The organism is Streptomyces sp. PCS3-D2 (assembly GCF_000612545.2).
Classification (GTDB): Bacteria; Actinomycetota; Actinomycetes; order Streptomycetales; family Streptomycetaceae; genus Streptomyces.
The window spans coordinates 5,531,857-5,553,219 of sequence record NZ_CP097800.1 but is presented as its reverse complement, the minus strand read 5'-3'; the positions used below and the strand labels follow the sequence as shown (position 1 = coordinate 5,553,219).

Here is a 21,363-nt window from a genome sequence, read left to right as displayed (position 1 = left end):
TACCGTATCGGGGTGACGACAGACCGCGGGCCGTTCGCCCCCACCCGACAGTGGTTGCGGGGCCATCCGCTGGCCACGGACGGCGTACTGGCGTTCGGCGCGCTCGTCGCCATGGTCGTCGGCTCCTTCGCCGATCCGCACGGGCCGCACGGGCCCACCTTCGGGACGCGTACCCCCGAGCCCTTCTCCCTGCTGCTGATGCTGCTCGGCTCGGCGGCGCTGGTGTTCCGGCGCCGGCGGCCGCGCTCCGTGCTCGCGGTGACCTGCGGGCTTTCGCTGCTGGAGCTGACCACCGGGGAGCCGCGGGCACCGGTCGCCATGTGCACGGTGATCGCCCTCTACACGGTGGCGGCCCACACCGACCGGCCGACGACCTGGCGGATCGGGCTGCTCACGATGACGGGCCTGACGGGCGTGGCGATGCTCGCCGGGCCGCTGCCCTGGTACGCGCAGGAGAACCTCGGGATCTTCGCCTGGACGGGCATGGCCGCGGCGGCCGGGGACGCCGTGCGCAGCCGACGGGCCTTCGTCGACGCCATCCGCGAGCGCGCCGAACGGGCCGAGCGCACCCGCGACGAGGAGGCCCGGCGGCGGGTCGCGGAGGAGCGGCTGCGGATCGCCCGGGACCTCCACGACGTGGTGGCCCACCACATCGCCCTGGTCAACGTGCAGGCCGGGGTGGCCGCGCACGTCATGGACAAGCGGCCGGACCAGGCCAAGGAGGCGCTGGCGCACGTACGGGAGGCCAGCCGGTCGGCGCTCAACGAGCTGCGGGCGACCGTCGGCCTGCTCAGGCAGTCCGGGGACCCGGAGGCGCCGACCGAGCCGGCCCCGGGGCTCGGCGTCCTCGACGAGCTGGTGGACACCTTCCGGCACGCCGGACTGCCGGTGGAGGTGATCGTCCAGCTGGACTGCGGGACGGGGCCCCTGCCGGCGGCGGTGGACCTGGCGGCGTACCGGGTCGTCCAAGAAGCGCTGACCAACGTGCGCAAGCACGCGGGGCCGGGGGCGCGGGCCGAAGTGAGCGTGGTCCGGGTCGGCCCGTCGGTGGAGGTGACCGTGCTCGACGACGGGGGCACGGAGCCCGCCGACGTCGAGCCGGGCGGCGGCCACGGCCTGCTCGGCATGCGGGAGCGGGCCACGGCCCTGGGCGGTTCCTGCTCCACGGGCCCCCGCTTCGGCGGCGGCTACCGCGTGCACGCCGTCCTGCCGTGGGCCTGACCGGCGGCCACGCAGGACACGCGTCCTAGGGGCAGGTCCTGCGCCAGGCGTCGAGGTCGTACCGCTTCTGGATCGAGCTGAGCCGCAGTGTCTTCGACCCCCTGCAGAAACTCGACGTCGACCGTTCGTACTCCGCGTGGAAGACGGCCTTGCCGGCCTCGATGAAGGGGGTCAGCCGGTCGCACTCGTCGTACTGCGCGCACTGCTCGTTGACCGCGAAGTCGAAGTCCCCGACGAGCTGCGGGATCTGGTCGAGGTCGTTCTTCAGGCCGACGGCCATGCCCCGGTCGTGTGCGAGCTTCGCGATCAGCCGGTTGTAGCGCAGCTGATCGTCGGCGGTGAGCGGGAATCCGGAGGCGTTCTTGTAGCCGTCCATGTTGTCCGGCTCGACCGCGTCGAAACCCTTCTCCCGGCACATGTCGAACCGCTTGGCCATCAGGGGCTCCAGTTCCGCCACGCGCCGGATGTCCAGCCAGCGCTCGCCCTCCCAGCCGTTGCCCTTGCCGAGCAGGTCCCGCGGGAACGCTTCCGCGTCCGGCCGGAAGTCCTCCCACGCCCCGGTGGAGAGGTAGCAGATGGTCCGGCGGCCGGCCTTGCGCAGCTCGGCGACCTGTTCCCGCGTGGTGGTGAACCCGTCGACGTCGTAGACGGGCGCCTTCACCGAGGTGTCGAGCCTGCCGGTGAGCTGCCACTGCCAGTCGGTGCCGGGCGGGGGCTGCCAGCGCCCGCCGGGAGCGGTTTCCGGCCGGCGGCGCGGTTCGCCGTCGTCGTCCGGTCCGGCCGTGCAGGCGGCGAGCAGCAGGAGGGGCAGGACCAGCAGGAGTCGCAGCGGCCGCGGTGTCCTCATCCCGCCGTCTCCAGGGCGTACGGGAGGGTGCCCCACGGGTGCGGGCCGTTGCCCGGGACCGCGCAGTGCACGCCCGCACCCCGCTGCGCGGCGAGTGCTCCGGCGAGCCGGGCGGCGATCTCTCCGGGAGGGACGCCGTACACGAGGTGGCAGAACCGCTGGGCGGGGTGGTCGGCGGTCCAAGGCGGTGGCGCCCCCGCCGCCCGGTAGGCGTCCCAGGGGCCCTCGAAGGTGACGAGCAGGTCGGCGAGTTCCACGTAGCCCGGATGCGGGTGTGCCCCGTGGTTGAGGACGAGCGTACGGGCGCCCGCGGCCCGGGCGGCGACCGTGAGCCGCCCGTAGTGCGGGAGCAGTTCGGGGTCGGCGGCGGCCTGGTCGAGGAAGGCCCCGTCGGCGGCGTACCAGTCGCGGTGGCGCAGCAGGTCCTGCACCACCGCGGCGTGCGGGCGGCGCCCGTAGTCGGTGTCGACGTAGCCGAGGACGGGCACGCCGGCCTCCCGGAGCCGCTCGGCGACGCTCGCGAACCGCTCGTCGCGGGCGGCGCCGGGTCCGCTGCCGGGGTTGAGGACCACCGAGTGGAGCCGGTCCGCGCCGCGGATGAGCCGCTCCCAGGCCTCGGGCCGTTCGGCGGGATGCTCGTACAGGGGCACCAGCAGCATGGGGTCCTTCTTCTTGTCCGGCAGATACGTCTCGGGCGTCATCGGTGGGCGGTCGCGCGGCCCAGGAGCAGGCATACCAGGGTGGCCAGCGCGGCGGCGGCCGTGCCCGCGACGATCAGCTGGACGGCCCGGGGCTGGGCCAGCCCGGTCAGCAGGGCCAAGCTCTGGGCGACGGCGGCCGAGGCGCAGACCACGGCCGCGGGCCGGACGGCTCCGAAGGACTGCAGGAGCAGCCCGCTCCACATGACCGTCCCGAGGAGCAGCAGGGTGGCGACGCGGACCCCGGTGAGCCCGGGGGCTCCGGGCCACAGGAGGGTTCCGGTCACGCCGAGGGCCAGCAGCACCGACAGGTAGACGCCGAGGCAGCGGGCCAGGGTGGTCAGCATCCGGCGCCGGAACTGGCGGGGCGAGCGGGCCCCCTGGAGCCCGGAGAGGGTGCCGCTGCGGAAGCGGTGCAGCAGCCACTCGGCGGGGCCCATGCTGAGGGTGAGGGCCACCGCCGACGGAGCGGCGACGGCCTCGGCCGGACCTCCGGCGAGCACCTCGCCCAGGGCGGCGTAGAGCACGAGCAGGCCCGTGCCCAGGCCGAACACGCCGAAGGGCACCGAGTCCCCGAGCCGGGGTCCGCGGGACGCGTACTCCTCCTCGGCGCCGCGCAGCATCTGCCAGCGCACCGGACCGACGCGGGCGGGCCGGCGGGCCGCCCGGCCCCGGATCCGGCGTGCGGCGGCCCGGAGCCCGTCGGCCAGCGGGAGCTCCCGTAGGGCCAGGGTGCAGGCGGCCACCAGGGACACCACCAGGAGCGTCACCCGGACCGGCACGGGCAGGTCGACGAAGAGCACGGCCACGGCTCCGGCGGCCATCGGGGCGAGGGCCGCGAGCAGCACCCGCTCCCGGCCGAGGACCAGCAGGCAGGTGGCGGCCCCGACGTACAGGGCCTGACCGGCGGCGAAGGCGGAGGAGAACGGCGGCCCGCCGGGCACGGACAGCGCCGCGGCGGTGCCCAGCAGGGCTCCGACGGGGGCGCCGACGAGCAGGGTCCGCCCGGCGGCGGGCCGGTCGCCGAGGCCGAGCCAGGAGTAGGCGCGGTGGGACAGGGTCTGGTCCCAGCACCACCCTATGAGCGCTCCGGCGAGCAGGGTCAGGGTCCCGGCGGGCAGGCCGAGGCGGTCCGGCGGGCCTTCGAGGAGGGGGGCGCCCAGGAGGTAGGCCAGGCCGGGCAGGGCGAAGATGACCCCGCGCAACAGGCAGGCGGAGAGGGAGACCTTCCAGGGGTCGGCGGCGGGCCCCGGCTCCGGGAAGGAGCGGGGCACGCGTGCGTAGAGCTCCTCGGCGAGGGCGAAGGAGTCACGTCGGCCGTAGGTGAGCCGGATGTACTCGTCGGTCATGCCGTCGGATTCGAGGACGGCGGCGATCTCGTCGGGGTGGACGGCGGAGGCGATGAACACGTCGAGGCGTTCGGCCAGTTCGTCCATCGGGTCGGCGGCGGGCCCGGCGTCCCCGGCACGCGGCCGGGGGATCGCCGGGAGGGTTCCGGAGCCGGCGCCCGGCCCGGATCCGGGCGGCTTGAGCCAGAGGGATCCGCTCACCAGGCCCCCCCTTTCCCGGCCTCTTTGTGGGAACGCCCCAGGGCCGCGAGTTCGCGGTACCAGGGGTCGGCGAGCCGCTGGGTCCACGCGTCGCCCGCGTGGACGGGCAGGACGGGCTGGCCCGCCAGTTCCCGGTAGATGTGCCGGAAGCCGTCGACGGACTGGTGGAGGGTGAACTTCTCCACGACCCGCTTGCGCGACATCCGGCCGAGTTCGGCACGGCGTTCGTCGTCGCGGAGCAGGGCGAGGGTGGCGCGGGCCATGGTTTCGGGCTCGCGCGGCGGCACGACCAGACCGGTGTCCCCGACGGCCTCGCGGACGCCGCCGACGTCGGTGGAGACGGTGGTGCGGCCGCAGGACATGGCTTCGATGATGCTGAAGGGGAAGCCCTCGCTGATGGAGGAGAGCATCACGACGGAACCGGCCGCGTAGGCCCGGGCGACCTGCTCGATGCGGCCCTCGTAGGTGATCCCGTCGGTCACGCCGAGTTCGGCGGCGAGCTTCTCCAGGCGCAGCTTGTAGTCCTCGCAGCCGGCCGGGACGGGGCCGAAGAGGCGCAGCCTCAGGGCGGGCAGCTCCTCGCGCATGAAGGCGTAGGCCCGGACCAGTGTTTCGAGGTCCTTGATCGGGTCGATGCGGCCGCACCAGCTGAGGGTGGGCACGTCCGGTTCGGGCCCGGCCTCGGGGAAGGCGTGCGGGTCGACGCCGTTGTAGACCGTGCGGATCCGCTCGGAGTCGGCGCCTCCGCGCTCCTCCCAGCGGCGGTTGTACTGGTTGCAGGGGGTGATCAGGTCGGCCTGGCGGTAGCCCTCGGTGTTGAGCTCGCGGTAGAAGGCGAGCATGAGCGCCTTGACGGGCCAGCGCTGTTCGGCGGTGCGGTAGCCGAGGTAGCGCTCGCGCAGGTAGATGCCGTGCTCGGTGAGGAGGAAGGGCACCCCGTCGAGGTGTTTGGCGGCGAGCGCGGGCAGGGTGGCGAGGCCGCTGCTGACGGCGTGCGCGACGCTGTCGGGCGGGATGCGGACCGCGAGCGGGCGCAGCGCGTGTTCCAGCAGGTCGGTCACGGTGAGCGCGTCGTGGATGGTGGGCGCCGCCTCGGCGGTGGACAGGCCGGGCCGGGTCCAGACCTTCATCAGGAGGCGCAGAACCGATTCGGACCGCAGGGCCGCGGCGAGTTTCCCGGCCCGGGCCAGCACCGCGAGCTCGCGCAGGGCCTCGGAGAAGGTGCGGTCGGCAGGGTCGGCAGCCGGGTCGAGCAGGGCGAGCAGGAGGCGCTCGTAGACCTCGGTGAAACGGCGGTGGGCCTTGCCGCGCAGGGCCGACCGGCGGCCCCGGCCGGGTGGCGGCCCCCAGAGCGGGACGGCCGTGTGCCGGTAGACGTTGCGGGGCAGTTCCCAAGTGACCGGCTCGCGTCCGGAGCCGGTCAGGGCTATGACGTTGAAGTCGACCTCCGGCATGCCGCGGACCAGTTGGTCGCACCAGGTGCTGACGCCCCCGTGGACGTGTGGATAGGTGCCTTCGGTGAGCATGGTGACGTGACGCCCATGACTCATGCGGTGTGTCCCCCCAGGACGGAAAAGGGGCCGGCGCCCGTGGGTTCGCGGAGCGCCGGCGCGGTGCTACTCGGTGGTGTCGTGCGGGACGGTCAGCTGGGCAGCTTGAGCGTGATGGAGCGCTGCAGGAGCTCGGGGGCGGTCCAGGCGGAGCGGCTGCCGGCGTAGGCGGTGCCGAAGTCCGCCGTGCCGAGCAGCATCTGCTTCTTGGTGCCGTTGGGGGCGGTGATTGGTGCGACGACTCCGGAGGGGGCCTTGATGGTGACGTCGTTGCCGATGCGGTAGGCCGTGACCTTGCCGTCGGCGAGGGCCTTGTCCCAGGCCGCGCGGCGCTGGAACTCGACACCGGTGTCCTTCATGGACTGGTTGACGATCGGAGCGCTCGGCGCGTAGAGGGCACGGTAGGTGTCGAGGACCTGGTTGAGCACCGGGTAGAGGGTCCGGTCCTCGGCCAGGTTGGACTGGTGGACGTAGTGCGGCCGCGGGTCGTTGGCCAGGACGTGCCGCAGGGCGGTGCGGGCCTCGGCCGGGACGATGTAGTCGAGGTAGCCGGTGGTGACGTCCAGCGGGGCGGGCAGGCAGGTGGACGTCGCCGGGTTGTCCTCGCAGACGCCGCTGCCGCCGTGGGCGCGGCTGGTGTAGATCCAGTTGTACTCGTCGGCCATCTCGGCGTTGGTGCCCGTGTTGTAGTACACGTTCATGGGGTGGCGGGGGACCGTGAGGGCGGAGCCGACCGGGCGCTGGTCGGGCTCGCGGGAGTTGTCGCTGCCGGCCCACTTCACGCCGTTGTCGGCGAGGGCGGCGGCCAGGTTGGGGTTGTCCACGGGCTGGTGGGGAGCGGTCTTGAGGCCGGAGTGCTCGCCGGTGACGAGTTCGGTCCTGTCGAGGACGATGCCCTTGGCGGCGGCCCAGTTGTTGTTGTCGCGGATCTGGGCGGAGATCTCGGCGCGGCTCATGTACTGGATCGCGCCCTGGGCGTCCGTGGTGCAGGTCCACGGCACGACGGCGGTGTTCTGGATGCAGCCGAGGAACGGGTGCGTGTAGGTGTGGTTCATCCAGCGGTACTTGGCCCGGTCGGCGACGAGCTGGGCGGTGAGTTCGTCGACGCCGCCGTTCTCGGCCTTCCACTCCTCACCGGCCCCGCCGTTGAAGAGCATGTCCAGCTTGAAGTTCTTGGACGTCTGCCACTGCGCCGCGTACACCGCGTCCGCGGCGCTCATCCGGATGGTGCTCTCCTGGCCCTCGCCGCCCGCGCAGGCGTAGTCGCCCGGCGTGCAGTTCAGCTCCTTGTTCCAGCGGGCGTCGGGGGCGAACACGTCGTCGACGTGGACCGCGAAGTAGTTGCGGCTCTGGCCGAGGTGCACCCCTTGGGTCAGCCAGTCGACGATGCCGCGGGCCAGCAGCCGGAACTGCTGCTGGTACTGGTTGTAGCCGAAGGTGACGACCAGTTCGCTGCGTCCGTCGTGCGTGTACTCGCCGACCAGGGAGGCCCGGCCGGAGCCGACGGGCGCGTCGAGGTAGCTGGTGTAGCCGGGGCGCGGCTTGGCCATGTAGCCGTAGCTCTCGGGCACCAGGGCGGAGTTGTCCTCGAAGGTGACCTGCCCGCCGAGGTAGGCGAAGGGGCCGGCCTTGCCGGCCGCGGTGACGGCGGCCTGGGTGCCGTCGAGCTGACCGCTGTAGCCTCCGTTGTCCGTGTACTCCAGCCCGACGCCCGGGTGGGCCCAGGTGTAGGCGTCGACCTGGCGGATCCCGTACGTCGTCTCGTACGCGGTGAGCGCGGCCATCTCGGCCGAGCCCTCGCCGAACGGGTTCTCGTTGGGCAGCACCACGCCCTGGTACTTGGCGCGCGGCCGGCCGTCGACGGTGTCGCTCAGGAACGCCGCGTTGATGACCGGACGGCCACTGCTGCCCAGCTGGACACGGGTGTAGGGCACTCCGGTGTCGCGGAGCTCCGCGGTGATCGCCTCGACCGAGCTGCCGCCGTCGTCGACGACGAGCACCTTGAGGTCGATCCGCGGTGCCGTGGCCGCCTGGGCGGCCGCGGCGGGTACTGCGACGGACACCAGGGCGGCCGCGGCCATGACGGCGGCCAGCCTGTTCATCCGATTCTTGTTGACCATGTCGGCCTTTCCCCCCGCAGGGCATCCCTCGACACGGCCCTTGGCGGTCGGCCGGGCCGGGGAGGCTCTGTGGAAATCATGCAAAGGGACCCCGCGTCCCCTTGCGAGAGTGGACCGAGTCTTTCGGACCTCGTCAGGTCTACGCGGCAAACCTGGAGCAGAGTCCACGGATGGGTGAACCTGGCGGCTGCTTGATCGAACAACTTGCCAAACCTTCGAGTGACGTACGGGCGAGCGCGTGCGCGTAGGCTCCCTGCAGGCGGCCGTCGGGCCCCGAATACGATCGCTACGGATGGCCGTCCACCCACTCGGCCCACACACACAAACGGAAGCGAGACTTCACCACCGTGACTGCTCTGACTCTCAGCACTGCCGGCGCGGCGACGCTGCGCGCCGACGCCCTCGTCGTCGGTGTCGCAAAGGGCCCCAAGGGCGCGATCGTCGCCGCGGGCGCCGAGGCCGTGGACAAGGCGTTCGACGGCAAGCTCGCCGGTGTCCTGGACGCGCTCGGCGCCTCGGGTGCCGAAGGCGAGGTCACCAAGCTGCCGGCCCCGGCGGGCCTCAAGGTCCCGGTCGTGCTGGCGGTGGGACTCGGCTCCGTCCCGGAGAAGGACGAGTCGTTCGACGAGGAGGTACTGCGCCGCGCCGCCGGTGCCGCCGCCCGCGCGCTGCACGGCAGCAAGAAGGCCGGCTTCGCCCTCCCGCTGGAGGACGCCTCCGCCGTCACCGCCGTCGCCGAGGGCGCGCTGCTGGGCGCGTACGCCTTCACCGCCTACCAGGGCGGCGAGAAGAAGGCCGGCAAGGAGAAGGACTCCGGTCCGAAGCAGCCGCTCGCCGAGGTGGCCCTGGTGGGCGCCAAGCCTCGCGACAAGGAGCACAAGGCCGCCGCCGAGCGCGCCGCGGTCGTCGCCGCCGAGGTCAACGTCGCCCGTGACCTGGTCAACACCCCGCCGAACGACCTGACCCCCGAGGCCTTCGCCGCGGTCGCCTCCGCGGCCGCGAAGGAGAACGGCGTCAAGGTCCAGGTGCTGGACGAGAAGGCCCTGGTCAAGGGTGGCTACGGCGGCATCATGGGCGTCGGCAAGGGCTCCGAGAACCCGCCGCGCCTGGTGAAGCTCAGCTACACGCACCCCAAGGCGGAGAAGACGCTGGCCTTCGTCGGCAAGGGCATCACCTACGACTCGGGCGGCATCTCCCTGAAGCCGGCCGGCCACAACGAGACGATGAAGTGCGACATGGCCGGCGCCGCCGCCGTCTTCGCTTCCGTCATCGCCGCCGCGAAGCTGGGCCTGCGGGTCAACGTCACCGGCTGGCTCGCGCTCGCCGAGAACATGCCGTCCGGTTCCGCCACCAAGCCCGGTGACGTGCTGCGCATGTACAGCGGCAAGACCGTCGAGGTCCTCAACACGGACGCCGAGGGCCGCCTCGTCCTCGGTGACGCGCTGACCAAGGCCTCCGAGGACGCTCCCGACGCCATCGTCGACGTCGCCACCCTGACCGGCGCGATGGTGCTGGCCCTCGGCGACCGCACCTTCGGGATCATGGCGAACGACGACGCCTTCCGCACCTCGATCCACGAGATCGCGGAGGAGGTCGGCGAGGCCTCCTGGCCGATGCCGCTCCCCGCCGAGCTGCGCAAGACCATGGACTCCCCCACCGCGGACATCGCGAACATGGGCGTCCGCATGGGCGGCGGCCTGATCGCCGGCCTCTTCCTGCAGGAGTTCGTCGGCGAGGGCATCACCTGGGCCCACCTCGACATCGCCGGCCCGGCCTTCCACGAGGGCGCGCCGCACGGCTACACCCCCAAGGGCGGCACCGGCTCGGCCGTGCGCACCCTGGTGCGGCTGGCCGAGCGCACGGCCACGGGCGACCTGGGCTGACCCGGGCGGTGTGACGCCTGACGCACCCCGGGGCCCGGCGGGCCCCGGGGTGCGTTCAGCCGACGACGAAATCCGTAGGTTCCTACGCCGCGGTAACCCTCGCTTCGGAGAGAACGCCCTCTCACAACGTGGGCCCGGCGTCCCGCGTTCCCCCGACAAATGCGAAGATGGGTTCTCGGCAGGACAGGGCCCCCACCACAGGGCCGAAGAAACAGCGGCCGATTACCAGCCGCCGCCCGGTCACAGAGGACCGGTGCCCGGCGCACATGCATGGAGGACGTGACGTGGCGAACGACGCCAGCACCGTTTTCGACCTAGTGATCCTCGGCGGTGGCAGTGGCGGTTACGCCGCGGCGCTGCGCGCATCCCAGCTGGGTCTGGACGTTGCCCTGATCGAGAAGAACAAGCTCGGCGGCACCTGCCTGCACAACGGCTGCATCCCCACGAAGGCTCTGCTGCACGCGGGTGAGATCGCGGACCAGGCGCGCGAAGCCGCCCAGTTCGGCGTGAAGGCCACCTTCGAGGGCATCGACATCGCGGGGGTGCAGAAGTACAAGGACGAGGTCATCTCGGGCCTGTACAAGGGCCTGCAGGGCCTGGTCGCCTCCCGCAAGGTGACGTACATCGAGGGTGAGGGCCGCCTTTCCTCGCCGACCTCCGTCGACGTGAACGGCCAGCGCATCCAGGGCCGCCACATCCTGCTGGCGACCGGCTCCGTGCCGAAGTCCCTGCCGGGCCTGAACATCGACGGCAACCGCATCATCTCCTCGGACCACGCGCTCGTCCTGGACCGCGTGCCCGAGTCCGCGATCGTCCTGGGCGGCGGCGTCATCGGCGTCGAGTTCGCCTCGGCGTGGAAGTCCTTCGGGTCCGAGATCACCGTCATCGAGGGCCTGAAGCACCTCGTGCCGGTCGAGGACGAGAACAGCTCCAAGCTGCTGGAGCGCGCCTTCCGCAAGCGCGGCATCAAGTTCAACCTCGGCACCTTCTTCGACAAGGCCGAGTACACCGAGAACGGCGTCCGCGTGACGCTGGCCGACGGCAAGACCTTCGAGGCCGAGGTGCTGCTGGTCGCCGTCGGCCGCGGCCCGGTCTCGCAGGGCCTGGGCTACGAGGAGCAGGGCGTCGCGATGGACCGCGGCTACGTCCTGGTCGACGAGTACATGCAGACCAACGTGCCGACGATCTCGGCCGTGGGCGACCTCGTCCCGACCCTCCAGCTCGCGCACGTCGGCTTCGCCGAGGGCATCCTGGTCGCGGAGCGTCTGGCCGGTCTCAAGACCGTCCCGATCGACTACGACGGTGTCCCGCGCGTCACCTACTGCCACCCCGAGGTCGCTTCCGTCGGCATCACCGAGGCCAAGGCCAAGGAGATCTACGGCGCGGACAAGGTCGTGGCCCTCAAGTACAACCTGGCGGGCAACGGCAAGAGCAAGATCCTGAAGACCGCGGGCGAGATCAAGCTCGTCCAGGTCAAGGACGGTGCCGTGGTCGGCGTCCACATGGTCGGTGACCGGATGGGCGAGCAGGTCGGCGAGGCCCAGCTGATCTACAACTGGGAAGCCCTGCCGGCCGAGGTCGCGCAGCTCATCCACGCGCACCCGACCCAGAACGAGGCGCTCGGCGAGGCCCACCTGGCCCTGGCCGGCAAGCCGCTTCACTCGCACGACTAGTTCGTCCCGGGCGCGACGACCACTTCCGCACTTTCGTAAGGAGCAACAGAAACCATGTCGGTTTCCGTAACCCTTCCGGCGCTCGGCGAGAGCGTCACTGAGGGCACTGTCACCCGCTGGCTGAAGGCCGAGGGCGAGCGCGTCGAGGCCGACGAGCCGCTGCTCGAGGTCTCGACCGACAAGGTCGACACCGAGATCCCGTCGCCCGTCGCCGGCATCCTGGCCTCCATCAAGGTCGCCGAGGACGAGACCGTCGAGGTCGGCGCCGAGCTGGCCGTCATCGACGACGGTTCCGGCGCCCCGGCGGCCGCCCCGGCTGCCGAGCCGGCCGCCGCCGAGGCCCCCGCGGCCGCTCCGGCCCCCGCTGCCGAGGCCCCCGCGGCCCCGGCTCCGGCCGCCGAGGCCCCCGCTGCCGAAGCCCCTGCCGCCTCCGGCACCGATGTCGTGCTGCCCGCCCTGGGCGAGTCCGTCACCGAGGGCACCGTCACCCGCTGGCTGAAGGCCGTCGGCGAGTCGGTCGAGGCCGACGAGCCGCTGCTGGAGGTGTCCACGGACAAGGTCGACACCGAGATCCCCGCGCCGGTCTCCGGCACCCTGCTGGAGATCCTGGTCGGCGAGGACGAGACCGCCGAGGTCGGCGCGCGTCTGGCCGTCATCGGCGTCGCCGGTGCCGCCCCGGCCGCTCCGGCCCCGGCCGCAGCCCCGGCCCCCGCCGCCGAGGCCCCCGCGGCCCCGGCTGCCGCTCCGGCCCCGGCTCCGGCTCCGGCTCCGGTCCAGCCCGCCCCGGCCGCCGCTCCGGCTCCGGTCCAGCCCGCCGCCCCGGTGGCCGCCCCGGCTCCGGTGACCCCGGCTCCGGCCGCTGCCCCGGCGTCCGCCGGCGACGAGGGCGCGTACGTGACCCCGCTGGTGCGCAAGCTCGCCTCGGAGTCCGGCGTGGACCTGTCCGCCGTCTCGGGCACGGGTGTCGGCGGACGCATCCGCAAGCAGGACGTCCTGGCCGCCGCCGAGGCCGCCAAGGCCGCTGCCGCCGCGCCGGCCCCGGCCGCCGCTCCGGCCGCCAAGGCCCCGGCCGCCGCGGTCTCCGAGCTGCGCGGTCAGACCGTCAAGATGACCCGCATGCGCAAGGTCATCGGCGACAACATGATGAAGGCCCTGCACTCGCAGGCTCAGCTCAGCTCCGTGGTCGAGGTGGACATCACCAAGATCATGAAGCTGCGCGAGAAGGCCAAGGCCGGCTTCCTCGCCCGCGAGGGCGTCAAGCTGTCCCCGATGCCGTTCTTCGTCAAGGCCGCCGCCCAGGCGCTGAAGGCCCACGCGGTCGTCAACGCCCGGATCAACGAGGACGAAGGCACCATCACCTACTTCGACTCGGAGAACATCGGCATCGCCGTGGACTCCGAGAAGGGCCTGATGACCCCGGTCATCAAGGGTGCGGGCGACCTCAACCTGGCCGGCATCTCCAAGGCGACCGCCGACCTGGCCGCCAAGGTCCGCGGCAACAAGATCACGCCGGACGAGCTGTCGGGCGCGACCTTCACCATCAGCAACACCGGTTCGCGCGGTGCGCTGTTCGACACGGTCATCGTGCCGCCGAACCAGGTCGCCATCCTGGGCATCGGTGCCACGGTCAAGCGCCCGGTGGTCATCGAGACCGCCGAGGGCACCAACATCGGCATCCGCGACATGACGTACCTGACCCTGTCCTACGACCACCGTCTGGTGGACGGCGCGGACGCGGCCCGGTACCTCACCGCGGTCAAGGCGATCCTCGAGGCCGGCGAGTTCGAGGTCGAGCTCGGCCTCTGAGCCGAACGGCTTGTAACCAGCCTCACTGTCGGCGCCCCCGTCCGGGATACTCCCGGGCGGGGGCGCCGCCGTATTGTCTACGCATCAGGCCCCGCAACGACCCTGCTCACCCATCAGGAGATGAAGCCCCGATGATCACCCCACCCGTCGTGCACTCGCTGCGCGAGCAGATCCGCGAGCACATCGTGGAGGGGATCGTCAGCGGGCGCTGGAAGCCCGGTGAGCGGATCGTGGAACGGCGCATCGCCGTGGAGCTGGAGGTCAGCCAGACCCCCGTGCGGGAGGCCCTGCGCGAGCTGGAGACGCTCCGGCTGATCGAGTCCGCGCCGAACAAGGGCGTGCGCGTACGGAACCTCTCCGCCGCCGACCTGGAGGAGATCTACCCGGTCCGGGCCGGTCTGGAGCAGATCGCGGCCGAGCTGGCGGCCCCGCGACTGGCAGCGGACTGCTCGGCGCTGGAGCCGCACGTCGCGGCCCTGTGGGAGGCCGACCGCAGTTCGGACGGCACGGCGCAGGTGCGGCACACGGTGGGCTTCCACCGGGAGATGGTGCGGGCCGCCGGGAACAGCGTGCTGCTGCACACCTGGGAGAGCCTGGGCATCGAGGTGTTCACGGCGCTGTCCATCCGCTGGCTCGGGACCGTCCAGAAGTCCTACGCGGAGGAGCACGAGGCGCTCGTCGAGGCCTTCCGCAGCCGGGATCCGGACATCGGTGTCCTGGTGAAGCGGCACGTCCTGGGCTGCGCGCCGAGGGCCTGAGCGACCGTTTCGCCCCTGTTTGCCCGGCACCGCGTGCCCGTTTTCCTGGCACGCGGTGCCGACTTTTCCCCGGATCGACGTTTCTTTGTCACTTTCATTTGATCGATCATCGATCAGGGATTTACAGTCGTCGCGGACCTCAACCAGGTCCACCGACCCTGTCCTGCCCCGTCAGGGATTTTCTTCACCACCTCTCCTTTGTCCGGAAGGCGGCGCACAGCGATGTCCGACCCCGTAGGAAAGCTTCCGAGCGAGCTCGACCAGCTCCCGGACCGCGACACCGAGGAGACCGCCGAATGGGCGGCCTCCCTCGACGCCGTCGCCAAGGCCGCCGGTACGCGCCGCGCCGAATACCTGCTCCGCCGCACGCTCCAGCACGCCGAGGCCGCCGGCCTCGCCCTGCCGAAGCTGCTGGAGACGGACTACGTCAACACCATCCCCACCTCCGCCGAGCCCGAATTCCCGGGCGACGAGGAGATGGAAGCCCGGATCACCGCCTGGAACCGCTGGAACGCGGCCGCCATGGTGACGCGCGGTTCGAAGTACGGCGTCGGCGGCCACATCGCCACCTTCGCCTCCGCCGCGTGGCTGTACGAGACCGGCTTCCAGCACTTCTTCCGCGGCAAGGAGGCGGACGGGTCGGGCGACCAGCTCTACATCCAGGGCCACGCCTCCCCCGGCATCTACGCCCGCGCCTTCCTCGACGGGCGCATCTCCGAGCAGCAGCTCGACAACTTCCGCCAGGAGTCCGGCGGCGACGGCCTGCCGTCCTACCCGCACCCGCGGCGCCTGCCGTGGCTGTGGGAGTTCCCCACGGTCTCCATGGGCCTCGGCCCGCTCTCCGCGATCTACCAGGCGCGCTTCAACCGCTACCTGCAGAACCGGAACATCAAGGACACCGCCAACTCGCACGTCTGGGCCTTCCTCGGCGACGGCGAGATGGACGAGCCCGAGTCGACTGCCGCCCTGGCCCTGGCCTCCCGCGAGCGGCTCGACAACCTGACCTTCGTCATCAACTGCAACCTGCAGCGCCTCGACGGTCCGGTCCGCGCCAACTTCCGCGTGGTCCAGGAGCTGGAGGCCCAGTTCCGCGGCGCCGGCTGGAACGTCATCAAGACCCTGTGGGGCTCCGCCTGGGACGAGCTGTTCCAGCTCGACACCACGGGCGCCCTGGTACGCCGCCTGCGCGAGGTACCCGACGCGCAGTTCCAGACGTACGCGACCCGCGACGTGGCCTACATCCGCCAGCACTTCTTCGGCGCCAACGCCGAGCTCACCGCCCTGGGCGGCCTGCTCTCCGACGCGAAGATCTCCGAGTGCTTCCACACCTCGCGCGGCGGCCACGAGCCCCGCAAGGTCTACGCCGCGTACAAGGCCGCCCTGGAGCACAAGGGCGCGCCGACGGTCATCCTGGCGCAGACGGTCAAGGGCTACACGCTGGGTGCCGGGTTCGAGTCGAAGAACGCGAACCACCAGATGAAGAAGCTGACGATCGACGAGTTCAAGGGCATGCGCGACCTGCTCGGACTCCCGATCCCGGACAGCGCCTTCGCCGACGGCACGGTCCCGTACGGCCACCCGGGTGCGGACAGCCCCGAGGTGCGCTACCTCAACGAGCGGCGCGCGGCCCTCGGCGGTCCGGCTCCGGCCCGCAAGGTCCACCCGGTGGCCCTGCCCGCCCCGGCGGACCGCTCCTTCGCCCCGCTCCTCAAGGGGTCCGGCAAGCAGGAGATGGCCACCACCATGGCCTTCGTCCGCCTCGTCAAGGACCTGATGCGGGACAAGGAGACCGGCAAGCGCTGGGTGCCGATCGTCCCCGACGAGGCCCGCACCTTCGGTATGGAGTCCCTCTTCCCGTCGGCCGGCATCTACTCCCCGCTGGGCCAGACCTACGAGCCGGTCGACCGCGACCAGCTGATGTACTACAAGGAAGCCAAGGACGGCCAGATCCTCAACGAGGGGATCACCGAGGCCGGCGCCATGGCCGACTTCATCGCCGCCTGCACGTCGTACGCGACGCACGGCGAGCCGATGATCCCCTTCTACATCTTCTACTCCATGTTCGGCTGGCAGCGCACCGCCGACCAGATGTGGCAGCTCGCCGACCAGCTCGGCAAGGGCTTCATCGTCGGCGCCACCGCCGGCCGCACCACGCTGACCGGTGAGGGCCTCCAGCACGCGGACGGCCACTCGCACCTGATCGCGTCCACCAACCCGGCGTCGCTCAACTACGACCCGGCGTTCGCGTACGAGATCGCGGTGATCGTCAAGGACGGCCTGCGCCGCATGTACGGCGAGCCGACGCCCGGCGAGGACTCCGACGTCTTCTACTACCTCACGGTCTACAACGAGCCGAAGGTGCAGCCGGCCATGCCGGAGGGCGTGGAAGAGGGCATCATCAAGGGCCTCTACCGCTTCAACCAGGCCTCCGACCTGGAGGGCGCGCCGGCCGCCGACGCCCCGAAGATCCAGCTCATGGCCTCGGGCACGGCGATCCACTGGATCCTGGAGGCGCAGAAGCTGCTCGCCGCCGACTGGAACGTGGCCGCCGACGTCTGGTCCGCCACCTCCTGGGGCGAGCTGCGCCGCGACGCGCTGGAGTGCGACGAGGCGCTGCTGCGCGGCGAGGTGCGCACCCCGTACGTCACCCGCGCGCTGGAAGGTGCAGCCGGCCCGGTCCTCGCGGTCTCCGACTGGATGCGCCAGGTCCCGGACCAGATCAGCCAGTGGGTGGAGCAGGACTACACCTCCCTGGGCACGGACGGCTTCGGGCTGTCCGACACCCGTGAGGGCGCCCGCCGCCACTTCGGTGTCGACGCCCCGTCGATCGTGGTGGCCGCGCTGGCCCAGCTCGCCCGCCGTGGCGAGGTACCGGCGTCCGCCGTCAAGGAGGCCCGGGAGCGCTACGGCCTCTGAGCCGTGTGAATCCGGACGAGAAGGGCCGGTGCCCGCCCCGCAGGGGGCGGGCACCGGCCTTTCGCCGTACGAGCGGTGGCGGCGCCGGGGCGCAGCCGTGATGCTGGAGCCGTGATGGACGAGACGGAGTTCTGGGAGATCGTCGACCGTACCCGTGAGGCCGCCGACGGCGACCCCGAGGAGCATGCCGAGCTGCTCGTGGAGCGGCTGGCACAGCTCGATCCGGATTCCGTCCTGGACTTCGCCCGGCACTTCGAGTCCCGGTACAACCGGGCGTACACGTGGGACCTGTGGGGCGCGGCCTGGGTGCTGCTCGACGGGGCGAGCGACGACGCCTTCGACTACTTCCGCTGCTGGCTGATCGGCCAGGGGCGGGAGGTCTTCGAGGGCGGGGTGCACGATCCGGACCACCTGGCGGAGCTGCTCGGCGACTTCGACGAGGAGATCGACGGGGACGGCGAGGAGCTCGGGTACGCGGCCGACGAGGCGTACGAGCAGTTGACCGGGGCGGTGGCTCCGGACCTGGGCATCGCGTTGCAGGCGGCGGAGCCGGAGGGCGCCCCGCTGGACTTCGAGAACGAAGCCGTGCTCGCGGAGCGCTTCCCCCGGCTCTGGGACCGGTTCAGAGGCTGACGCCCCGGTTCAGCAGTGCGTGCCGCCGTCGATGCGGATCTCGGTTCCGGTGATGAAGGCGCCGTCCTCGGATCCCAGCATGGCGACCACCCCGGCGACGGTCTCGGGGCCGGCGAAGCCCTGGCCGATGGCCGGGGCCAGCTTGGCGAAGAGGGACCAGTCGGTGTCCTCGGGCAGGCCGGGGCCGCTGCCGGTGGTCATGCCGCTCTCGATGGATCCGGGCGCGACGCTGACGAAGCGCAGGCCCTGCTTGCTGTACTCGGCGGCGAGCGCGTGCGTCATGGACTGGATGCCGCCCTTGCTGGCCGCGTAGGCGGACATGTAGGGGTGGGCGAAGGACGCCGAGGTGGAGCTGAAGTTCACGACGACCGGCCGGTCGGCGGCCAGCAGGGCCGGCAGGGACTCCCGGATCATCAGGAAGGTGCCGGTCAGGTTGACCGCGATCACCTGGTTCCACAGGTCGAGCGTGGTGCGGTGGGTGTGCGCGGAGCGCAGGATGCCCGCCGCGTTGACGAGTACGTCGATCCCGCCGAGGGTGCCGGTCGCGGTGGCGACACCTTCCTTGACGGCGTTCTCGTCGGATATGTCGAGGAGCGCGGTGGTGAGCCGGTCCCCGTGGCCCGCGGCGGCGGCTTGTTCGGCGGTGGCCTCCAGTCCGGCCCCGCTGACGTCCACCGCGTGGACCCGGCCGCCCTCGGCGAGGAGGCGGTGGACGGTGGCGCGGCCGATGCCGGAGCCGCCGCCGGTGATGAGGACGCGACGTCCTTCGTAACGGTTCATGGCGTGAGCGTACCGAAGGAGTGGCACATTTTGCCATAGTGGCAGGAAATGCCTTACGACAGGAGGCGAACGGTAGGCTGCACCTCGTGAGATCCCCTCGTCCGTACGCCCCCCAGGCCGGCCCCGGCGCGCTGTCGCTGACCGAGCGCCGCAAGGCCGCCACGCAGCTCGACATCGCCCGCGCCGCCTGCGAACTGTTCGCCGCGCACGGCCCCGACGGCACCACCGCCGAGGACATCGCCCACCGGGCCGGCGTGGCCCTGCGCACCTTCTACCGCTACTTCCGCAACAAGCAGGAGGCCGTGGCCCCGCTCCTGGCGGGCGGCGGCGACGCCTGGCGCGCACTGCTCGCGGAGGAGGACCCGGGCACACCCCTCGCCGAGGCCCTGGAGCGCGCCGTCACGCGCTCGCTGAGCGGCCCGCAGGCGGTCGGGGAGGGCCTGGAGGTAACCCGCGGCCTGCTGCGCGCGGCGGCGGACGACGAGGCGCTGCGCGCGGTCTGGTACCGCGTGAACCAGGATTCCGAGGAACGCCTGGTACCGGTGATCGGCAGGCTGGCGGGGCCGGACGCCGAGCTGCGGGAGGTACGGCTGTTGGCGGCTGCGGCCACGGACGCGATCCGGGTTGCGTTGGAACTGTGGTCGGCGACGGACGCCCCGGTCTCGGGGCCCGGTTCCCCGGCTGAGCTCGCGGTCCTGTGCCTGCGCGACCTGACCGGGGCGATGCCCCTGCTGCGCTGAGCCGGCGCAGCAGGGGCATCGCCCGGGTCCCGCAGCCTCTGCGGTCCGATCGGCCTCAGCGGCCGCCGCCCCAGTTCCCGCCGCCGCCGTCACCGCCACGGCCACCGCCCCAGTCCCCGCCGCCGTCACCGCCACGGCCACCGCCCCAGTCCCCGCCGCCGTCACCGCCACGGCCGCCGCCCCAGTCGTTCCCGTGGCCGTTGCCGCCGCGACCGTTGCCCCAGTCCCCGCCGCCGTCGCCACCGCGACCATTGCCCCAGTCGTTCCAGTGGCCGTTGCCGCCGCGGCCGGAGTTGTTCCAGTTCGCGTCGTCGTGCCAGTTGTTGTGGCGCCAGTCGGAGTCGCGCCAGTTGCTGTCGCGCCAGTAGCCGCGGTCCCCACCGACGCCGGCGTTGTCCCAGCACCAGCTGGGCCGGTCACGCCAGTCGCGGTTGCAGCAGTAGTCCCACCGGGCGTCGGAGCGGTGCGAGGGGTACCGGTAGCAGTCGTAGCCGCCGTTTCCGCCGCCGCCGCCGCTGCCTGCGACGACCGAGGCCGAAGCGCTGGCCACGGGAAACAGACCTATGGCGATTCCTGCGGCTCCGGCCATGCCTGCCGCAACGATCCTACGGCGCATTCTCATGCACCTCCGAACATGTCTCGCTTATCCGGCCTTTAGGTCATTTCCACCCTCACTCCGCCCGGCCGACCTGTCAAAGCGGAAAGGCCCCCCGCCTCGCTCCGTGGAGCGTGGCGGGGGGCCTCCCATCAGGCATTTCTAGATGTCGAAGTACAGCTCGAACTCGTGCGGGTGCGGACGCTGCGCGATCGGGGCGATCTCGTGCGTGCGCTTGTAGTCGATCCAGGTCTCGATCAGGTCGGGGGTGAAGACACCGCCGGCCAGGAGGTACTCGTGGTCCTCCTCCAGGGCCTTGAGGACGTCCTCAAGGCTGGTCGGGACCTGCGGGACGTTCGCGTGCTCGTCCGGGGAGAGCTCGTAGAGGTCCTTGTCGATCGGCTCCATCGGCTCGATCTTGTTCTTGATGCCGTCGAGGCCGGCGAGGAGCAGGGCCGAGAAGGCCAGGTACGGGTTCGAGGACGGGTCCGGCGCGCGGAACTCGACGCGCTTGGCCTTCGGGTTCGAGCCCGTGATCGGGATGCGCATGGCGGCGGAGCGGTTGCGCTGCGAGTACACCATGTTGACCGGCGCCTCGAAGCCCGGCACCAGGCGGTGGTAGGAGTTCACCGTCGGGTTGGTGAAGGCGAGCAGCGACGGGGCGTGCTTGAGGATGCCGCCGATGTAGTAGCGGGCGGTGTCCGACAGGCCCGCGTAGCCGGCCTCGTCGTAGAACAGCGGCTCGCCGCCGGCCCACAGCGACTGGTGGACGTGCATGCCCGAGCCGTTGTCGCCGAAGATCGGCTTCGGCATGAAGGTCGCGGTCTTGCCGTTCTTCCAGGCGACGTTCTTCACGATGTACTTGAAGAGCATCAGGTCGTCGGCTGCGGCCAGCAGGGTGTTGAACTTGTAGTTGATCTCGGCCTGGCCGCCGGTGCCGACCTCGTGGTGCTGGCGCTCGACCTGGAGGCCCTGGGCGTCCAGCTCCAGGGAGATCTCGGCGCGCAGGTCCGCGAAGTGGTCGACCGGGGCGACCGGGAAATAGCCGCCCTTGTAGCGGACCTTGTAGCCGCGGTTGTTCTCCTCGGAGCCGGTGTTCCAGGCGCCGGCCTCGGAGTCGATGTGGTAGAAGCCCTCGTTCGCGGTGGTCGCGAAGCGCACGCTGTCGAAGATGTAGAACTCGGCCTCGGGACCGAAGAACGCGGTGTCGGCGATGCCGGTGGAGGCGAGGTACGCCTCGGCCTTCTTCGCGATGTTGCGCGGGTCGCGGCTGTAGGCCTCACCCGTGATCGGGTCGTGGATGAAGAAGTTGATGTTCAGCGTCTTGTCGCGACGGAAGGGGTCCAGGCGCGCGGTGGTGATGTCGGCGCGCAGGGCCATGTCGGACTCGTGGATCGCCTGGAAGCCGCGGATCGAGGATCCGTCGAAGGCGAGCTCCTCCGCCGGGTCGAATGCCCGCGCCGGGATCGTGAAGTGCTGCATCACACCAGGCAGGTCGCAGAAGCGGACGTCGACGAACTTGACGTCGTTCTCCTCGATGTACTGCTTGACTTCGTCGGCGTTCTGGAACATCCAACTCCTCCTACTCCCGAC

The 21,363-nt window shown here is 71.6% G+C and carries 16 protein-coding genes; 8 read left to right on the top strand and 8 right to left on the bottom strand.

Translation table 11 applies throughout. The annotated features are described in order from the left end of the window. The first annotated feature begins 12 nt into the window (after window positions 1-12). A complete protein-coding gene (locus AW27_RS24675) occupies window positions 13-1,221 on the top strand; it encodes a sensor histidine kinase (protein ID WP_052031206.1) in 1,209 nt (402 codons plus the stop codon). 25 nt (window positions 1,222-1,246) lie between these two features. On the opposite strand, the gene AW27_RS24670 is transcribed toward AW27_RS24675, so the two are convergent. The 5 genes from AW27_RS24670 to AW27_RS24650 all read right to left on the bottom strand — a co-directional run bounded on the left by AW27_RS24670 (window position 1,247) and on the right by AW27_RS24650 (window position 7,986). Then, window positions 1,247-2,068: an endo alpha-1,4 polygalactosaminidase gene (locus AW27_RS24670; RefSeq protein ID WP_037927092.1), complete on the bottom strand. Its 822-nt coding sequence runs from the start codon at window positions 2,066-2,068 to the stop codon at window positions 1,247-1,249. After that, window positions 2,065-2,769 (bottom strand): spherulation-specific family 4 protein, encoded by a 705-nt coding sequence (locus AW27_RS24665; protein ID WP_236647805.1) that lies wholly within the window; start codon window positions 2,767-2,769, stop codon window positions 2,065-2,067. Before AW27_RS24665 ends, AW27_RS24670 begins: the two co-directional genes overlap by 4 nt. After that, complete coding sequence (locus AW27_RS24660; protein WP_037927094.1) at window positions 2,766-4,316, bottom strand: hypothetical protein; 1,551 nt, start codon at window positions 4,314-4,316, stop codon at window positions 2,766-2,768. The genes AW27_RS24665 and AW27_RS24660 overlap by 4 nt, the downstream gene beginning before the upstream one ends. Further along, window positions 4,313-5,866 (bottom strand): GT4 family glycosyltransferase PelF, encoded by a 1,554-nt coding sequence (gene pelF / locus AW27_RS24655; protein ID WP_037927096.1) that lies wholly within the window; start codon window positions 5,864-5,866, stop codon window positions 4,313-4,315. The genes AW27_RS24660 and pelF overlap by 4 nt, the downstream gene beginning before the upstream one ends. 92 nt (window positions 5,867-5,958) lie before the next feature. After that, window positions 5,959-7,986 carry a hypothetical protein gene (locus AW27_RS24650; protein ID WP_052031207.1) on the bottom strand — a complete coding sequence of 676 codons (2,028 nt, stop codon included), beginning with the start codon at window positions 7,984-7,986 and terminating at the stop codon, window positions 5,959-5,961. Between the two features lie 347 nt (window positions 7,987-8,333). Between AW27_RS24650 and AW27_RS24645 the strand changes: the two genes are divergently transcribed. From AW27_RS24645 to AW27_RS24620, 6 genes are all read left to right on the top strand, one after another. Continuing rightward, the gene (locus AW27_RS24645; RefSeq protein WP_037927099.1) at window positions 8,334-9,869 is read left to right on the top strand and encodes a leucyl aminopeptidase; all 1,536 of its coding nucleotides are present in this window, start codon (window positions 8,334-8,336) and stop codon (window positions 9,867-9,869) included. Between the two features lie 284 nt (window positions 9,870-10,153). Then, window positions 10,154-11,542: a dihydrolipoyl dehydrogenase gene (gene lpdA / locus AW27_RS24640; protein WP_037927102.1), complete on the top strand. Its 1,389-nt coding sequence runs from the start codon at window positions 10,154-10,156 to the stop codon at window positions 11,540-11,542. A gap of 54 nt (window positions 11,543-11,596) precedes the next feature. Next, on the top strand, window positions 11,597-13,348 hold the full coding sequence (gene sucB / locus AW27_RS24635; protein WP_304949907.1) for a 2-oxoglutarate dehydrogenase, E2 component, dihydrolipoamide succinyltransferase: 1,752 nt from the start codon (window positions 11,597-11,599) through the stop codon (window positions 13,346-13,348). A 134-nt stretch (window positions 13,349-13,482) separates the two neighbouring features. Next, window positions 13,483-14,106, top strand: coding sequence for a GntR family transcriptional regulator (locus tag AW27_RS24630; protein ID WP_030654838.1), 624 nt, complete (start codon window positions 13,483-13,485; stop codon window positions 14,104-14,106). Window positions 14,107-14,328: 222 nt separating this feature from the next. Continuing rightward, window positions 14,329-17,022, top strand: a complete 2,694-nt coding sequence (gene aceE / locus AW27_RS24625; protein ID WP_037927105.1) for a pyruvate dehydrogenase (acetyl-transferring), homodimeric type — start codon at window positions 14,329-14,331, stop codon at window positions 17,020-17,022. Window positions 17,023-17,136: 114 nt separating this feature from the next. Further along, a complete protein-coding gene (locus AW27_RS24620; RefSeq protein WP_037927107.1) occupies window positions 17,137-17,655 on the top strand; it encodes a DUF4240 domain-containing protein in 519 nt (172 codons plus the stop codon). Between the two features lie 9 nt (window positions 17,656-17,664). Here the strand turns inward: AW27_RS24620 and AW27_RS24615 are convergent, their stop codons facing one another. Then, complete coding sequence (locus tag AW27_RS24615; protein ID WP_037927110.1) at window positions 17,665-18,435, bottom strand: SDR family NAD(P)-dependent oxidoreductase; 771 nt, start codon at window positions 18,433-18,435, stop codon at window positions 17,665-17,667. 86 nt (window positions 18,436-18,521) lie between these two features. Here AW27_RS24615 and AW27_RS24610 point away from each other — a divergent pair, with 86 nt between their 5' ends. Continuing rightward, window positions 18,522-19,175, top strand: a complete 654-nt coding sequence (locus AW27_RS24610; protein ID WP_052031208.1) for a TetR family transcriptional regulator — start codon at window positions 18,522-18,524, stop codon at window positions 19,173-19,175. A gap of 55 nt (window positions 19,176-19,230) precedes the next feature. On the opposite strand, the gene AW27_RS24605 is transcribed toward AW27_RS24610, so the two are convergent. After that, the gene (locus AW27_RS24605) at window positions 19,231-19,725 is read right to left on the bottom strand and encodes a hypothetical protein (protein ID WP_052031209.1); all 495 of its coding nucleotides are present in this window, start codon (window positions 19,723-19,725) and stop codon (window positions 19,231-19,233) included. Window positions 19,726-19,932: 207 nt separating this feature from the next. Further along, window positions 19,933-21,342 carry a type I glutamate--ammonia ligase gene (gene glnA, locus AW27_RS24600; RefSeq protein ID WP_037927113.1) on the bottom strand — a complete coding sequence of 470 codons (1,410 nt, stop codon included), beginning with the start codon at window positions 21,340-21,342 and terminating at the stop codon, window positions 19,933-19,935. Between the last annotated feature and the right edge of the window lie 21 nt (window positions 21,343-21,363).

Coding starts and splice junctions, on each gene's coding strand:
- AW27_RS24670 (WP_037927092.1), bottom strand. CDS start 2,068: ATGAGGACACCGCGGCCGCTGCGACTCCTGCTGGTCCTGCCCCTCCTG.
- AW27_RS24665 (WP_236647805.1), bottom strand. CDS start 2,769: ATGACGCCCGAGACGTATCTGCCGGACAAGAAGAAGGACCCCATGCTG.
- pelF (WP_037927096.1), bottom strand. CDS start 5,866: ATGAGTCATGGGCGTCACGTCACCATGCTCACCGAAGGCACCTATCCA.
- AW27_RS24650 (WP_052031207.1), bottom strand. CDS start 7,986: ATGGTCAACAAGAATCGGATGAACAGGCTGGCCGCCGTCATGGCCGCG.
- sucB (WP_304949907.1), top strand. CDS start 11,597: ATGTCGGTTTCCGTAACCCTTCCGGCGCTCGGCGAGAGCGTCACTGAG.
- aceE (WP_037927105.1), top strand. CDS start 14,329: ATGTCCGACCCCGTAGGAAAGCTTCCGAGCGAGCTCGACCAGCTCCCG.
- AW27_RS24620 (WP_037927107.1), top strand. CDS start 17,137: ATGGACGAGACGGAGTTCTGGGAGATCGTCGACCGTACCCGTGAGGCC.
- AW27_RS24615 (WP_037927110.1), bottom strand. CDS start 18,435: ATGAACCGTTACGAAGGACGTCGCGTCCTCATCACCGGCGGCGGCTCC.
- glnA (WP_037927113.1), bottom strand. CDS start 21,342: ATGTTCCAGAACGCCGACGAAGTCAAGCAGTACATCGAGGAGAACGAC.